Source organism: Solirubrobacter phytolaccae, assembly GCF_027587195.1.
Classification (GTDB): Bacteria; Actinomycetota; Thermoleophilia; order Solirubrobacterales; family Solirubrobacteraceae; genus Solirubrobacter; species Solirubrobacter phytolaccae.
In genome coordinates, this window is sequence record NZ_JAPDDP010000019.1 from 81,865 (window position 1) to 97,218 (window position 15,354).

Annotated in this window: 11 protein-coding genes; 8 read left to right on the plus strand and 3 right to left on the minus strand. The window is 70.8% G+C overall.

Going from position 1 to position 15,354, the window contains the following annotated elements; all coding sequences use genetic code 11:
- The first annotated feature begins 221 nt into the window (after positions 1-221).
- The 3 genes from OJ997_RS12925 (at position 222) to OJ997_RS12935 (ending at position 3,246) form a co-directional block, all read left to right on the plus strand.
- Entirely contained in the window at positions 222-767 is a 546-nt protein-coding gene (locus OJ997_RS12925) for a cupin domain-containing protein (protein ID WP_270025518.1), read from the plus strand.
- 16 nt (positions 768-783) lie between these two features.
- Entirely contained in the window at positions 784-1,812 is a 1,029-nt protein-coding gene (locus tag OJ997_RS12930) for a PAS domain-containing protein (RefSeq protein ID WP_270025519.1), read from the plus strand.
- Positions 1,813-1,908: 96 nt separating this feature from the next.
- Positions 1,909-3,246 (plus strand): PAS domain-containing protein, encoded by a 1,338-nt coding sequence (locus tag OJ997_RS12935; protein ID WP_270025520.1) that lies wholly within the window; start codon positions 1,909-1,911, stop codon positions 3,244-3,246.
- A gap of 248 nt (positions 3,247-3,494) precedes the next feature.
- Here OJ997_RS12935 and OJ997_RS12940 read toward each other — a convergent pair whose 3' ends face one another.
- Positions 3,495-5,582: an ATP-dependent helicase gene (locus OJ997_RS12940; protein WP_270025521.1), complete on the minus strand. Its 2,088-nt coding sequence runs from the start codon at positions 5,580-5,582 to the stop codon at positions 3,495-3,497.
- 83 nt (positions 5,583-5,665) lie between these two features.
- Between OJ997_RS12940 and OJ997_RS12945 the strand changes: the two genes are divergently transcribed.
- Positions 5,666-6,283, plus strand: a complete 618-nt coding sequence (locus tag OJ997_RS12945) for a TetR/AcrR family transcriptional regulator (protein WP_270025522.1) — start codon at positions 5,666-5,668, stop codon at positions 6,281-6,283.
- Positions 6,284-6,374: 91 nt separating this feature from the next.
- Here the strand turns inward: OJ997_RS12945 and OJ997_RS12950 are convergent, their stop codons facing one another.
- The gene (locus tag OJ997_RS12950) at positions 6,375-8,231 is read right to left on the minus strand and encodes a methyl-accepting chemotaxis protein (protein WP_270025523.1); all 1,857 of its coding nucleotides are present in this window, start codon (positions 8,229-8,231) and stop codon (positions 6,375-6,377) included.
- Positions 8,232-8,428: 197 nt separating this feature from the next.
- On the opposite strand from OJ997_RS12950, the gene tig reads away from it, so the two are divergent.
- The 3 genes from tig to clpX all read left to right on the plus strand — a co-directional run bounded on the left by tig (position 8,429) and on the right by clpX (position 11,749).
- Positions 8,429-9,751 carry a trigger factor gene (gene tig / locus OJ997_RS12955; protein ID WP_270025524.1) on the plus strand — a complete coding sequence of 441 codons (1,323 nt, stop codon included), beginning with the start codon at positions 8,429-8,431 and terminating at the stop codon, positions 9,749-9,751.
- A 135-nt stretch (positions 9,752-9,886) separates the two neighbouring features.
- A complete protein-coding gene (gene clpP, locus OJ997_RS12960; protein ID WP_270025525.1) occupies positions 9,887-10,471 on the plus strand; it encodes an ATP-dependent Clp endopeptidase proteolytic subunit ClpP in 585 nt (194 codons plus the stop codon).
- A gap of 9 nt (positions 10,472-10,480) precedes the next feature.
- The gene (clpX, locus tag OJ997_RS12965) at positions 10,481-11,749 is read left to right on the plus strand and encodes an ATP-dependent Clp protease ATP-binding subunit ClpX (RefSeq protein WP_270025526.1); all 1,269 of its coding nucleotides are present in this window, start codon (positions 10,481-10,483) and stop codon (positions 11,747-11,749) included.
- A 51-nt stretch (positions 11,750-11,800) separates the two neighbouring features.
- On the opposite strand, the gene OJ997_RS12970 is transcribed toward clpX, so the two are convergent.
- The gene (locus OJ997_RS12970) at positions 11,801-13,624 is read right to left on the minus strand and encodes a methyl-accepting chemotaxis protein (RefSeq protein ID WP_270025527.1); all 1,824 of its coding nucleotides are present in this window, start codon (positions 13,622-13,624) and stop codon (positions 11,801-11,803) included.
- Between the two features lie 111 nt (positions 13,625-13,735).
- Between OJ997_RS12970 and OJ997_RS12975 the strand changes: the two genes are divergently transcribed.
- Positions 13,736-15,352 (plus strand): choice-of-anchor A family protein, encoded by a 1,617-nt coding sequence (locus OJ997_RS12975; protein WP_270025528.1) that lies wholly within the window; start codon positions 13,736-13,738, stop codon positions 15,350-15,352.
- Positions 15,353-15,354 lie beyond the last annotated feature (2 nt).

Below are 15,354 nucleotides of genomic sequence, written 5' to 3' on the forward strand. Positions count from 1 at the left end.
CCGCCGATCGAGCAAATCACAAGGAATCGGATCAGGATTAAGTTGATTGTTTCCCGATCGTCTTTGTCGAGTTTATATCAGGGATGACGGCGCCTCGTCCTTGAGGCTGATCCGCAGATCATCTTCTGAGCGGATCGCGAATCGTCAGCGGGGCCGACGACACGCGGGTCCGGTTCCCGGAGGCTTGGACTCACTCCCCAGCCTCCCCAAAGGAACCGACCATGGCCCACGCCGGACAGACGCTTCAGAACCCCATCAGCGGCGAGCGCATCACCTTCCTCCAGACCGCCGCCGACACCGCGGGCGAGCTTTTGGAGTTCGAACTCGAGCTGGCCGCCGACGGCAAGGTCCCCGGCGCGCACGTGCACCCCGAGCAGGAGGAGCGCTTCCACGTGCTCGAGGGCGTCATGCGTTTCCGGCTCGGGATGCGCCGGATCACGGCCGTGGCCGGCGAGACGGTCGTCGTGCCCGCCGGGCGCATGCACAAGTTCGCCAACGGCGGCGACGAGACGGCGCGCGTGCGCGTCGAGGTCGTCCCGGCGCTCGACATGGAGGACCTGCTGACGACCACCACCGAGCTCGCGCTCGAGGGCCACGTCCTGCGCTCGGGCATGCCGAAGCCGCTGCATCTGGCCCTGTTCGTCAGCCGGTTCCGGCGTGAGGTGCGCGCCCCGTTCCCGCCCGCCTGGATGGTCCGCGTGCTGATGGTGCCGCTGGCCGCGTTGGCGACGGCGCGCGGCCATCACGCCCGTTACGCGATGGCATAGGACACACTCTGGGCCGATGGCGCTGATCGCATCGGCCCGGGAACGCCCGTTCGGCGCTGACGAGCTCTTCATGTGGACCACGGACCCGGCCGGGCGTTTCGTCGCGGCCGACGCCGTCTTCGCGCGGCTGACCGGTTACGGCCGGGAGGCGATGGAGGGGCAGACGCACGCGTTCGTGCGCCATCCCGCGATGCCGGTCGCGCTGCTGCCGCCGCGGCCCGGCGCGATGTACGTCCGCTATCTCGCCGAGGACGGCGCGAGCTTCTGGGCGCTCGTGCTCACGGTCGCGGTGGGCGGCGGGTTCACGGGGGTCGGGTTCCTGCCGGCGGGCGCGACGTTCGACGCGGCGCGGGAACGGCTCCAGGCCGTGCGCGAGGCGGAGCTCGACGGGCAGCCCTTCGAGGTGCCCGACTTCCGCGCCGCGTTCGTGGAGGAAGCGGGCGCGCGGCCGGTCGAGCGGGACGCGGCGCTGACCGCGACCGCCCGGCGGCTCGCTCGGCTGGACGAGGCGTTCGCCGGCGCCGAGCGGACGCGGGCGTTCGTTGAGGAGCTGGCGGAGTCGATCCGCCTGTTCGCCCTGAACGCGATCCTCGCGGCGCACCGGCTGGCCGACTCGGCCGCGATCGGCGCGGTCGCCGGGCTGCTGCAGACCCGGTCGGACGCCGCCGTGCCCGACCTGCTCGCGTTCGGCGACCAGATCGAGCGGGTCGCGGTGGCGCACGCCGACGCGCGGTTCGCGGTCGCGTCCGCGCAGCTGCTGGCCGCGCACCCGGACGCGGGGGAGGCGGCGGCCGTGGCGCGCGAGGCGGTCACCGCGACCGTGGCGGTGCTGGACACGGCGCTCGAGGACCTGACGGCCGCGGTGGCCACGATCGACAGCCACTTCAGGACGATCCGCTTCCTCGAGCTGCAGGGGCGGATCGAGGCGGCGCGCGCGACCGACACCGGGCACGTGCTGACGCTGTTCGAGGAGATCGGCCGCCAGGTGCGGCTCGCGGGCGCCGAGCTCGCCGCGTTCGGGACGCTGCGCGCCGGCGAAAGCTGACGAACCGCGCCGGCCGTAGCCGCATTGGCCCAAGACAGCGTCATCCGCCGCACACTGGTCTGCAGTCTCCGGCGGCGGTGCCGATCTCGGGGGTAGATGACCGCCGAGCGCCGCTTCACCATCGACGAGCTGTTCGTCTCGACCACCGACCGCAAGGGGCACATCCGGCTGTCGAACCGCGTGTTCGAGCGCGTCAGCGGCTACGAGCGCGACGAGCTGATCGGCCGGGCGCACAACGTCATCCGCCACCCGGACATGCCGCGCTCGGTGTTCGACCTCTTCTGGCAGGTGCTCGAGGCCGGCGATCCGGTCGCCGCCTACGTCAAGAACCGCGCGAAGGACGGCGCGCACTACTGGGTGATGGCGGTCGCGATCCCCGTGCCCGACGGCTACCTGTCGGTGCGCATGAAGCCGACCACGCCCCTGTTCGACGCCGCGGTGGAGATCTACGCCGACGTGCGCGCGGTCGAGCTGGAGGTCGAGGGCGACGACGTGCGCGGGCGCAAGGCGTCGATCGCCGCGGGCGCGGCCCGCTTGGCCGAGCGCCTCGAACAGGCCGGCTTCGACTCCTACCCCGCGTTCATGCGGGCCGCGCTCACCGCCGAGGTCGCAGCGCGCGACGCCGCGCTGGCCGGCCACGAGCGCGGGCTCGACCTCGGCGCCGCCGACGCGGGCCTGCGCGCGGTGGGGGAGGCGGCGCTCGGCACCGTCGACCTGTTGCGCGAGCTCGGCGAGCGGCTCGCCGGGCACGGTGAGCTGTCCGAGGCGCTCAAGCACAAGTCCGGGTTCGTCGAGGAGCTGTCGGAGGCGATCCGGCTGTTCTCGCTCAACGCGATCCTCGCCGCCGACCGGCTGCGCGACGGGCGCGCCCTCGGCGCGGTCGCCGGGCTCCTGCGCACCCGCAGCGACGCCGCGGCGCCCGAGATCATCCGGCTCGGGACCGAGCTCGAGCAGGCGGTCGCGCTGCTGAGCGAGACGAGCTTCCGCGCCGCCGCCGGCAAGCTGCAGACCGAGATGATGACCGCGGTCGTGGAGGACCTGCTCGACGCGAGCACCGCCCGCACCGAGGCCGCTTCACACCTGCAGCTGCTCGCCGACGCCGTCTCGGAGGCGTTCGAAGCGATCTGCGCGTCGATCGCGGCCGTCGACACCGTGCTCGACCGCTTGGCCGGCGTGTCAAAGTCCGTCGAACGTCACCTGTCGGTCATCCGCGCGTTGGAGGTGAACGGCCGCATCGAGGCCGCCCGCGCCGCCGACACCGAGCAGGTCCGCGTGCTGTTCGAGGAGATCGCCAAGCAGGTCGAGACCGCGGACACGCAGCTGCACGACTTCACCGCGCTCGCCACCCGCGAGGACCGTGACGACGGAGGCGTGCGGCGCGAAGGCCGCCGGCGCATCGCTGCCGTTCAGACGGCGGTGGGGGCGATGGCCTAGGCGCGGCGCTCAGCGCGGGCGCCGCTCAGGGCGCGGACGGCGTTCGTCTGCACCGAGGAGAGGCAGGACCCGTCGCGGCCGGGAATGGGCGGCTGGGGAGTTTCACTCGTGGGGAGTAGGAGTACTCACTGTGTTGTTTGAGTGCTGTTTTCCGGTACTCAAACAACACGCTCGATGCGAAATCGCGACCGCCGATTCCACCCCTCCTCGGTGCAGGCCGTAACCGCACGCACGCAGTCCGGGCCGAATCAGTCGAAGAGCGAATCGGGCGACACGCTAAGGCGGCGCGCGGTGACGATCGGGGCCCCACGCGGGTTCAACGGATCATCCGGCAGCCGCGTCACGTCGCAGCACGCCAAAACGGCCTTGGTGAGGAACCGTGACGGCTTGCCGTAGCCGTGCGCGTCGTCGATCCCCCGCGGCCGGTGGTGGTACCGGACCGGCACATACATCGACAGCGTCCGCCGCGCGCGGGTCATGCCGACATAGAGCAGCCGGCGTTCCTCGTCGATCTGCTCGCTCGTGCCCGCGGACATGCAGGCCGGGAAGTTGCCGTCGTAGACCGCGAGCACGTGGACGTGGTCCCACTCGAGGCCCTTGGCGCTGTGGATCGTGGACAGCGTCAGGTAGTCCTCGTCCAGGTGCGGCGGCTGGGCGAGGTCAGCGCTGGACTGGGGCGGATCCAGCACGAGCTCGGCGACGAACTGGCGCGGGTCTCCGACCTGGTGGGCCGCGGCGACGAGCTGATCGAGGTCCTGGACGCGGATCGCGCCGTCGGGGTAGCGCGCCCGCACCAACGGCGCGAGCACCTCGCGCAGCCCTTCGGCGCGCGGGCCGGCGCGCTGCTCGTCGCGGGCGACGACGAGCGCGGCGATCACGGCGTCGGCGCTCGCACGGGCGCCCGACGGGATGACCTCGCGCGCCTCGCTCCAGGCCGCGAGCCGGTCGGGCACCGCGGCCAGCCGGCCCTCGCCCATCTCGTCGAGGGGAGACTCGGCGAGGTCGCGCGGCGCGCCGGCCATCACGGCCATCGCCTTGCGCGCGCTCGCCGGCCCGAGGCCCTCGACAAGCTGCAGCACGCGGAACCACGCGATCTCGTCCCCGCCGTTGTCGGCGAGCCGGAGTAGCGCCACGAAGTCCTTCACGTGCGCGGCCTCGAGGTATTTCAGGCCGCCGTACTTGACGTACGGGATTTTCCTTCGGAGCAGCTCCAGCTCGAGCTGATCGCTGTCGTGCGAGGTGCGGGCGAGCACCGCCTGGTCGCGCAGGTCGGACCCGTTCTCGCGCGCCTCGAGGATGCGATCCGCGACGGCCTCGGCCTCCGCGCCCTGATCGCGCACGTGGATGACGGCGGGGCGGACGCCGCCCGGGCGGTCGGCGCGCAGGCGCTTCGGGAACGCCCGCGTGGCCTGCGCCGCAAGCTCGTTGGCCGCGTCCAGCACGGGCTGCGTGGAGCGGTAGTTGCGCTCCAGCGTCACCACCCGCGTGCCGGGGAACTGCTCCGGGAAGTCCAGGATGTGACCGGCGCTCGCGGAGCGGAAGCCGTAGATGGCCTGGAAGTCGTCCCCGACGACGGTGATGTCGCAGCCGAAGCCGGCGAGCGCCTGCGCCAGGTCCACCTGCAGGCCGTTGACGTCCTGGTACTCGTCGATCAGCACGTGGTCGAACGAGGAAGCCAGGCGCGGCCCGATCACCTCGTCGCGAGCGAGGGCGCGCCACATCAGCAGCAGATCGTCGAGATCGACCACGCCGAGCGCCTTCTTGCGCGTCGTGTACTCGCGGAACAGCGCGCTGATCGCCTCGCGGTGGTCCTCCACCCACGGGAAGTGCTCCGCGATCACGCCCGACAGCGGCAGCTGCGCGTTGACGGTGCGCGAGTAGATGTCCAGCAACGTCCCCTTCTTCGGGAACCGCGTGCGGGACTTCGCGTGCCCCGCCTCCTCGCGCAGCAGGTCCAGCACGTCGGCCGCGTCGCCGGCGTCGAGCACGCCGAAGCCGCCGGGCAATCCGAGTGCCGCCGCGTGGCGTCGCACCAACCGGTGCGCCACCGAATGGAAGGTGCCTCCGAGCACGCGTGCGGACGCCGGGACGAGGCCGCGCGCACGCTGCAGCATCTCCCGCGAAGCGCGGCGCGTGAACGTCAGCAGCAGGATCCGCTCCGACGGCACACCCTCGGCCACGAGCCACGCAACACGGGCGCAGAGCGTCGTCGTCTTGCCCGTCCCCGCACCCGCGAGGATCAGCAGCGGCCCGCCGGTGTGCGTCGCCGCCGCCCGCTGCTCATCATTGAGCTCGTCGAGCCAGTACCGCTCGCCCCTGTCCGCCACCACTGCCATCGGCCGAGCAACGCTACGTGTGCGGTCGGACGACTCCGCACACCGCTAGCCACAACCCCTCACCGGTAATAGGATCGTTGGCGATGGAGGCCCATGTTCGTCCACTCAGGGCCGACGCCGCTCGTAACCGCGCCCGCGTCTTGGACGCCGCGCGGTCGGCCTTTGCGGAGGCCGGGCTCGATGTGGGGGTTGAGGAGATCGCCCGTCGAGCCGGTGTCGGCAAAGGCACGCTGTACCGCCGCTTTCCCACGAAGGAAGCGCTCGTCTGCGCGATCTTCGAGGACATCCTCGTCGAGTTCGAACGGGTGTCGCAGGAGGCGCTCGCCGGCGAGGCGGTAGGGGAGGCGTTCGAGCACTTCCTGGAGACCGCCGCGCGGATGCAGGCCTCCAACCAGGGGTTCTACGACGTCGTCTCCCGGGGCGGCGCCGACGTCATCACGCCCGATCAGAGCAAGCGCTTCCGCCTCGCGGCCGGCGGCCCGCTCTCCCGAGCGCAGTCCGCGGGCGTGATCCGTGACGACCTCGTCGCGGACGACCTGCTGATGGTCTTCCGCATGCTCGGCCCGACGACGCGCACGTTCACGGGCGGGCATCTGTCCGAGGACTACTGGCAGCGCTACCTCGGCATGCTGCTGGACGCGATGCGCCCCGCGGCCGCGTCGCCGCTCCGCGCCAAGCCCTGGCGGGACCCAGAGCTTTAACGACGTTGCGGCGCCCCGCAGGACGCCGCAAGAAGATGAAGGTGGGGCAGCCCCTCCGCCCCACCCCGATCATCCGACCTTCAGTGGCGGGTTACGCCGGCGCGCCAACCTTGAAGTGCGACACGAGCGCGGTGAGCTCCTCGGCCGTGCGGGCCAAGTGCGCGGCGCTTGCCGCGATCTCCTGCGTGGACGCGCTGGTCTCCTGCGTTGAGGCCGAGACCTGCTCCGCGGACGCGGAGGACTGCTCGGCGACCGCGGCGACCTCGCCGACGTCACCCTCGGCACGCGCCGAGTCCGACGCGATCTGCTCGACGGCGGTCGCGATCTCCGCGATCTGGAAGCCGACGCCCTCGACGGCCGCGTCGATGCGCAGGAACGCCTCACGCGTCTGCTCGACCGTCTGGACGCCATCTTCGGTGCGGGCGGCGTTGTCGGCGACGACGCCGACGACCTGGCGCGTCTGCGACTGCATCTCACCGATCAGGCTGGAGATCTCGGCAGCCGCGACCTGCGACTCCTCGGCCAGCTTGCGGACCTCTTCGGCGACGACGGCGAAGCCCCTGCCCTGCTCGCCGGCGCGGGCGGCCTCGATGGCGGCGTTGAGCGCGAGCAGGTTGGTCTGCTCGGCCAGCGCGGTGATCGTGCCGACGATGCCGCCGATCTTCTCGGAGCGCTTGGACAGGTCCTCGATCGCGGTGCCGACCGAAGCCGACGCGGAGGCGACGGAGCGGATGGCGTCCGTGGCGGACTCGGCCGCGGCGACGCCCTCACGGGCGACCTCACGGGCCTCGGAGGCGGCGCGGGCGGTGTCGGACGCGGTCTGCGCGCTCGCCGAGGCGGCCGTGCTGGCCTCCTGGACGGCGACGCGGGTCGACTCGACCATGCGCACCTGGCGCTCGGCGCCCTGGGCGACGTCGGTCACGGCGTGGGCGATCTCGCCCGCGGCGCGGCCGGCCTCCTCGGAGGAGGACGCGACTTCCTGGGAAGCGGCGCTGACGGACTCGGCGGAGCGCGTGACCTCGCCGATCAGGTGCCCGAGCTCCTCGCGCATCGCGCCGTAGGCCGAGATGGAGCGGTCGGCCTTGGCGAGCATCGCGTTGAACGTGGTGGCGAGCTGGCCGATCTCGTCCTTGCTCTTGACGTCGATCGGCTCGGTGGTGAGGGACGCGGTGTGCGTGAAGTCACCGGCGGCCGCGGCCTCGAGGCCGTCCGTCAGCGACGTCAGGTCCTGCTCCTCCAGGCCGCGCAGGCGGGCCATCAGGCCCTTGACGGGGCCGACGACGCTGCGGGTGATGAGCACGGCGATGCCGGCGGCGAACGCGAGCGAGACGAGCGCCACGAGCAGCAGCGTGCGGGAAGTCGAGCCGGCGCGGGCGGCGACGGCGTCTGCGGTCGCGTCCGTGCCCTTGTTGACGGCGGCCTGCAGCACGACGACGTCCGCGGCGAGATCGCCGGTCTGGTCGGAGATCTGCTCGACGTAGAGGTTGCGCGAGCCGTCGCGCTCCTCGACGTTGTCCACCGTCTCCTGGCGGGAGCGGCTGACGGCCTCGGTGGCGAGCTCGCCCCAGGCCGTGACGGACTTGGCGATGGTCGCGGCCTGGGCGGAGGCCGCGGTGCCCTGCGTGAGCTTGGTCAGCTCGGTGGAGCCGTCCTGGGCCTTCTTGAGCATCTGCTCGAAGGTGGCCTGGATCTCGTCCTGGGTCTTCAGGTCGCCGTCGTAGACGTAGAGGTGCTCGACGGTCTCACGACCGGCACCCTGAAGGTTCTGGCCGAGCTCGCCGGCGACGGCGAGGGCTCGGACGTCGCGGTCCGAGAGGCGCTGCGTGTCGGACTTGAACGTCCCGAACGCTTGCGTAGCGAGGAGCGTGATCGCCAACATGGCGAGCGCGAGGAGGCCGAAGCCGGCTCCCAGGCGAGCGGCAATCGGCAAATTGGCGAGGCGTGACATGAACCTGTCATCGGCCTGACGATCGACGGATTGATGAGACGCCCCTCATCTGGGGGACTTCTGGCGCTTCCGCGTTCTCCAGAGAAAAACCGCCCAGTCGGCGACCGCGGAAGCGAAATGCCCGAGTGGGCCGGTGACCACCCAGGCGGCAAAGCGCTCAGACATCGCCCTGGTTTGTATCGTTGACCGCCGCTCTCATGGCTACCGACATCAGCACCACCCTCACCGAGCTCCCCGAGTCACGCGTCCGCGTCGACGCCGAAGTCGGCCCTGCCGAAGTCGAGCGTCGCCTGACTCAGGCGGCCAAGCGCCTCGCCGGCACCATCCGCGTCCCGGGCTTCCGCCCCGGCAAGGCGCCGCCGGCTGTCGTCATCAAGCGCATCGGCCGTGAGGCCATCGTCGACGAGGCGGTGCGCGAATCGCTGGGCGCGTGGTACCGCGACGCGATCGACGACGCCCACGTGGTGCCGGTCGGCGAGCCCGAGGTGGACCTGGGCGAGCTCCCCAAGGAGGGTGAGCCGCTGAAGTTCACGATCGAGATCGGCGTGCGCCCGAAGGCCGAGCTCGGCGAGTACAAGGGTCTTGAAGTCGAGAAGCGTGAGCCGGGCGTGCCGGACGAGCAGATCGACCAGGAGCTGGAGGGCCTGCGCGAGCGCGCGGCCAAGCTCGACACGGTCGATCGCGCCGCCGGGCGTGGCGACTTCGTGGTGATGGACTTCGCGGGCTCCGTGGACGGCGTGCCGTTCCCGGGCGGCGAGGGTCGCGACCAGATGATCGAGCTCGGCTCGGGCCGGCTCGTGCCGGGCTTCGAGGACCAGCTCGAGGGCGCGGTCGGCGGCGAGGACCGCGACGTCACGATCACCTTCCCGGAGGACTATCCCGCGACCGAGCTCGCGTCCCAGGAAGCGCTCTTCAAGGTCACGGTCCGCGAGGTCAAGGCCAAGCAGCTGCCCGCGCTCGACGACGACCTGGCCGTCGAGGCCGGCTTCGACACGCTCGACGAGCTGCGCGAGGACATCCGCTCGCGTCTGGCCGAGAACGAGGGTCAGCGCGCCGAGGCGGAGTTCCGCGAGGCCGCCCTGGACGCCGCCGTCAACGGCGCGACCGTCGAGGTCCCCGACGCGCTCGTCGAGGCCCGTGCCCGCGAGATGTGGGAGTCGATGCTGCACTCGCTCTCGCACCAGGGCATCAACCGCGAGACCTACCTCCAGATCTCGGGCACCACCGAGGAGGAGACGATCGAGAAGGCCAAGCCGGACGCCGACGTCGCGCTGCGGCGCGAGGCGGTGCTGGCGGCGATCGCCGAGACCGAGAAGCTCGAGCCCTCCGAGGAGGAGATGCTCGAGGCGGTGACCGAGGCCGCGGGCCCGGAGCGCGTGAAGCCCGAGAAGCTGCTCGAGCGCTTGCGCAAGAACGGCCGCCTGGACAGCCTCAAGGACGACTTGTCCCAGCGCAAGGCCTGGGACGTCGTGGTGGACTCGGCCAAGCCGGTTCCCGCGAAGTCGTCGTCAGATTCCTGATCAACACGCTTCATCCTGGTCGATGGACCCGGGTCAGCCCACGTCGAGCCGTTGCTAGTCTTCGGCCGAGTGGATGGCACGGGCTGTCGACCATCTGAAGGATTCGAGCGTTCGAAGCGATAAGAAGCGAGGACCGTGAGCCCACTCGTACCGATGGTTGTCGAGCAAACCTCCCGCGGGGAGCGTGCGTTTGACATCTTCTCCCGCCTCCTGAACGAGCGCATCATCTTCCTGGGCACGCCCGTGGATGACCAGATCGCGAACCTCATCGTGGCCCAGCTCCTGCACCTGGAGTCCGAGGACCCCGACAAGGACATCTCGCTGTACATCAACTCGCCTGGCGGGTCGGTCTACGCGGGTCTCGCGATCTTCGACACGATGAACTTCATCAAGCCGGACGTGTCGACGATCTGCGTCGGCATCGCCATGTCGATGGGTGCGCTGCTGCTGACCGGCGGGGCCAAGGGCAAGCGCATGGCGCTGCCCAACGCCAAGATCCTGATCCACCAGGTGTCCTCCGGCTTCCAGGGCCAGGCGACCGACATCGAGATCCACGCCCGCGAGGTCATCGAGCTGCGCCGCAAGCTCGACGAGATCATCGCCGAGCAGACCGGGCAGACGATCGAGAAGGTCAAGGGCGACACCGAGCGCGACTACTTCATGTCCTCGGAAGAGGCCAAGGAATACGGCATCATCGACCGCGTCATCTCGGAGCACTAGACACAGCTCATGGCGCGCCCCACGGATTCGAACGAACAGCTCCTCTGCTCCTTCTGCGGCAAGTCGCAGCGGCAGGTCAAGAAGCTGATCGCAGGTCCGGGGGTGTACATCTGCGACGAGTGCATCGATCTCTGCAACGAGATCATCGATGAGGAGCTGACGGCTCCGCCCACCTTCGACATCGACAACCTGCCGAAGCCGAAGGAGATCTACGGCGTGCTCAACGAGTACGTCGTGGGTCAGGAGCAGGCCAAGCGCACGCTCTCAGTAGCGGTCTACAACCACTACAAGCGCGTGCAGATGATGCAGGCCGACGACTCGGACATCGAGCTGCAGAAGTCGAACATCCTGCTGCTCGGCCCGACGGGCTGCGGCAAGACGCTCCTCGCGCAGACCCTGGCGCGCATCCTGAACGTCCCGTTCGCGATCGCCGACGCGACCGCCCTCACCGAGGCCGGTTACGTCGGCGAGGACGTCGAGAACATCCTCCTGAAGCTGATTCAGGCGGCGGATTACGACGTCAAGAAGGCCGAGACCGGGATCATCTATATCGACGAGGTCGACAAGATCGCCCGCAAGGCCGACAACCCGTCGATCACGCGTGACGTGTCCGGCGAGGGCGTCCAGCAGGCGCTGCTGAAGATCCTGGAGGGGACGACCGCTTCGGTCCCGCCGCAGGGCGGTCGCAAGCACCCGCACCAGGAGTTCCTCACGATCGACACGACGAACGTGTTGTTCATCTGCGGCGGCGCGTTCGCGAACCTCGACAAGGTGATCGAGCGCCGGATCGGCCACAAGGGCGTCGGCTTCGGCGCGGCGATCGAGTCCAAGGCCGACCGCGACCTGGGCGAGCTGTTCGAGCAGACGCTCCCCGAGGACCTCATGCACTACGGGCTCATCCCGGAGTTCATCGGCCGCCTGCCGGTCGCGAGCGCCGTGCATCAGCTCTCGCGTGAGGACCTCATCACGATCCTCACGGAGCCGCGGAACGCGATCGTCAAGCAGTTCCAGCGGTTCTTCAGCTTCGACGGGATCGAGCTGGTCTTCTCCGCGGACGCCCTGCGCGCCGTGGCGAACAAGGCCCTGGAGCGCGACACCGGCGCTCGCGGCCTGCGCTCGATCATCGAGGAGATCCTCCTGGAGGTGCAGTTCGAGCTGCCCTCGCGGCGCGACGTCAAGAAGTGCGTCGTGACCAAGGAGACGGTGGAGCGTGGCGTCAAGCCGACGCTCGTCACCGAGGCGCCGGGCGAAGAACCGCCCGCTGCCAAGAGCGCCTAGAGCGGCGACGCGAACCCGATCATCGCGCCGCCGCCCCGTGGCGGTTGTGGGTTAGGCCAGCTGGAAGCGGCCCACGATTCGCTCGAGCTCCTGAGCCGTGTCGCTGAGCGCGGCGGCGGAGGCGGCGATCTCCTGCGTGGAGGCAGAAGTCTGTTGCGTGGAGGCGGACACCTGCTCGGTCGAGGCGCTCGACTCCTGGGCGAGGAGGGAGACCTCGCCGATGCCGCTCTCCATGGCGGAGGCGTCGGCGGCGATCCGGTCGGCGACGCCGACGATGGCCTCGACGCGGGCGGTCATGCCGTCGACGGCCTCGCCGATGCGCAGGAACGCCTCGCGTGCCTGCTCGACGGTGGCGGCGCCGTCCTCGGTCTGCGTGCTCGCCGTCTCGACGACGTCGACGACCTTGCGCGTGTCCGTCTGCATCTGCACGATGAGGCCGGCGATCGTGGCCGCGGCGCTCTGGGATTCCTCGGCCAGCTTGCGGACCTCTTCGGCGACGACGGCGAAGCCCTTGCCCTGCTCGCCGGCGCGGGCGGCCTCGATGGCGGCGTTCAGCGCGAGCAGGTTGGTCTGCTCGGCCAGCGCCGTGATGGTGTGGACGATGCCCCCGATCTCCTCCGAGCGGGCGCCGAGGCTGCGGATGGCGATCGCGGCCTGCTGCGAGGAGTCGCGGACGGCGTGCATGGCGGCGGTGGCGTGCTCGGCGGCGCCGACGCCCTCCTTGGCCACGTCGGCGGCCTCGGTGACGGCCGCGGCGGTCTCCTGCGCGGCGGCGGCGGACTCGCCGACCCCGGCGGAGACCTCGGTGATCTTCTGGCGCGTGTTCTCGACCGAGTGCAGCTGGCGTTCGGCACCCTGGGCGATGCTGGAGATCGCGCTGGCGATCTCGCCGACCGCGCGGCCCGTCTCGTCAGACGTGGCGGCCATCTGCTGGGACGCGGACGCGACCGTGGTGGCCGAGCCGGCGACGGCGCTGAGCGTCTGGCGCAGGTTGTCGGACATGCGATGCAGGGCGTGGCCGAGCGCGTCGGCCTCCGAGCGCGGCGTGATCTCGTGGGTCAGGTCGCCGTCGGCGATCCGGTCCGCGGTGTTCGCGGCGTCCTGCAGGTAGGCGATCATGCGCTCGAACTCGTGGCCGGCGTCGCCGAGCTCGTCGTTCGAGGTGATCTTGACCTGCTGCTCGACGTCACCCTCGGCGATGCCGCGGGCGGCGGTCACGAGGCGGCTGACGCCGCCCGAAACCGCGCGGGAGAGCCAGAACGCGAGGGCCAGGGAGCCCGCGATCGCGATGCCGAGCAGGATGAGCGCGAACGTGCGCGTCGAGTTCGCGTCGTCACGCACCCCCGCCATCGTCGCCTTCGAGTAGTCGGCGTTGACCGCGTCGAGCGCCGTCAGCGTCTCCTTGACGCCGTCCCAGGCCTTGTCGCCGTCGCCGTCCTCGATCAGGGCGAGGCCTTCCGGAGCGCGGCCCTGGTCGGTCAACGCGGGAAGCTCGGCGGACGCGGCCTTGTACTCGCCCCACACCTTCACGAAGGCGTCGAGGCTGGTGTCGGCCTTGGGGCCCGTGGACAGGCCCTTCTGGTAGCCGATGAGCTTGTCGACCTCGGCGATGTCCTCGGCCAGCCCGCCGGCGATCTCCTCGCGCGCTTCGGCGGTCGGAGCGGCGGTGTAGCGGACCTGGTCACGGCGGAACTTGCCGGTCTGGTTCTTCATCTCACCGACGACACGCGCCGACGGGAGCATCTTCTGGTCGAACACGGCGGTGCTGTCGCTCATGCGGCTGGCGCCGGTGACGGCGGTCCAGCCGAGGAGCGCCATCAGCGCGAGTACGCCGGCGAAGGCGGTGAAGAGCTTGTACTTGATCGTGAATCTCATGCGAGGGCGAGGGGTCCTATCGGGGTTTGGTCGTTCCTCTGATCGGCCGATGTCCGTTCGTCCTCAGTGGGTGATCCCTTCTCACCCCATGTTTGGTCAGCTTGCTGCCAAATGCGTTGGTGGGTGATCGTGTCGGCGGTGCTTGCGACGGTCGTGGCGTTCGGGATGGGGGCGCCGCGCGCGGCGATGGTCGCCGCGCAGCAGGACGACGAGGACTGCATGAACGCGCCGCTCGGCCCGGTGCCCGCGTACTCGGTCGTCACCCACGGCGACTGGGAGGAGACCAACAGCGAGGCCGACGGGCGCGTGGTCGTCGGCGGCGACGCGCGGCTGACGAGCTCCGGTGTGGCGACCAAGCTGCCGGTCGACCGGACGCGCGTGGACCTGGCGGTCGGCGGGACGGCGACGCTCAACTCGGTCGGCATCAACAACGGCAGCGTCACGTACGGCGTGGGGATCACGCCCGCCGGCTTCACCGTGCCGAACGGGACCGTGACCAAGGCGGCGCCGCCGTTCGACGTGGACGCGCTGTTCGACGGGCTCGTGATCCGTTCCACGTCGTGGGGCGAGCTCGACGACGTCGGCACCTGGACGCTCGTCACCTCGACGCTGTCGCTGGTCGGCGAGGACCCGACCCGCAACGTGTTCAACCTCGACGCCTCGCTGCTCGAGCGCGCGCTGACGTTGCGTGTGCGGGTCCCGGACGGCGCGACGACCCTGATCAACGTGCGCGGCGGCTCGTTCCAGAACCATCTGCAGGGCGGGATCTTCATCTGGGACGACGCGACCGGGTTCGTCCAGGTCGGCAACCCGGCCCAGAACGCGGACCTCGAAGCGCGCCGGCGGGCGATGCTGTGGAACTTCCCGGAGGCGTCGTCGGTGGCGCTCGGCCCGCCCGGGACGGCGTGGCAGGGGAGCGTGCTCGCGCCACGGGCGCGGGTCGACCTGACCTACCAGCACATCTTCGGCTCGATCGCGGCGGAGTCCGTCTACGGGACGGGCGAGATCGGCGTCAACCCGCCGGACCCGTGCCTGCCCGACCCGACGCCGTGCCCGACCCCGTCGCCGACACCCACGCCGACCGCGACGAGCACGCCGACGTCGACCCCGACGCCGATCCCGACGATCTCGCCGACCCCGTCCCCGGAGCCGACGCCGACGCCGGTCGTCCCGACGCCCACGCCGACCGTCGGCCCGCGTCCGACGCCGCTGCCGACCGTGAGCCCGAGCCCGATCGTCACGCCGACGGCCACGCCCGAGGAGAACGAGCCGGGCCAACCGCTCGAGCCCGAGCAGACACCCGGCACGATCGTCGTCGAGAGCGGCAGCGCCGAGGTCGACATCTGCAAGAAGGTCATGACCCCGCGCGGCCGCGCCGTCGAGCTGCGCCGCGTGCGAGCGGGATCGACCGTGAAGTTCCGCATCCGGGTCACGAATCTCGGCACCGACGTGGCCGACAACGTGCTCGTCTGCGACCTCGTCCCGCGCGGCCTGGCCTTCGTCCGTGCGACCGTCAAGGTGACCTTCCGCCGTGGCCGCCCGTGCGTGACGCTCCCGCACCTCACCGGCCAGCGCGAGGGCTTCATCTGGATGCGGGTCGCCCGCACCGCCCGAGGCAGGATCACGAATCTCGCCGCGGTCACGAGCCGCCAGGGCGGGCGCCGCGTGAACCCGGCGACGATCCAGGTCGTGCCGGTGTCCGCGTCGGGCGGCGGCGTGACGGGCTGAGC

Coding starts and splice junctions, on each gene's coding strand:
- OJ997_RS12925 (WP_270025518.1), top strand. CDS start 222: ATGGCCCACGCCGGACAGACGCTTCAGAACCCCATCAGCGGCGAGCGC.
- OJ997_RS12930 (WP_270025519.1), top strand. CDS start 784: ATGGCGCTGATCGCATCGGCCCGGGAACGCCCGTTCGGCGCTGACGAG.
- OJ997_RS12950 (WP_270025523.1), bottom strand. CDS start 8,231: ATGTCACGCCTCGCCAATTTGCCGATTGCCGCTCGCCTGGGAGCCGGC.
- OJ997_RS12975 (WP_270025528.1), top strand. CDS start 13,736: ATGCGTTGGTGGGTGATCGTGTCGGCGGTGCTTGCGACGGTCGTGGCG.
- OJ997_RS12935 (WP_270025520.1), top strand. CDS start 1,909: ATGACCGCCGAGCGCCGCTTCACCATCGACGAGCTGTTCGTCTCGACC.
- OJ997_RS12940 (WP_270025521.1), bottom strand. CDS start 5,582: ATGGCAGTGGTGGCGGACAGGGGCGAGCGGTACTGGCTCGACGAGCTC.
- tig (WP_270025524.1), top strand. CDS start 8,429: ATGGCTACCGACATCAGCACCACCCTCACCGAGCTCCCCGAGTCACGC.
- clpX (WP_270025526.1), top strand. CDS start 10,481: ATGGCGCGCCCCACGGATTCGAACGAACAGCTCCTCTGCTCCTTCTGC.
- OJ997_RS12970 (WP_270025527.1), bottom strand. CDS start 13,624: ATGAGATTCACGATCAAGTACAAGCTCTTCACCGCCTTCGCCGGCGTA.
- OJ997_RS12945 (WP_270025522.1), top strand. CDS start 5,666: ATGGAGGCCCATGTTCGTCCACTCAGGGCCGACGCCGCTCGTAACCGC.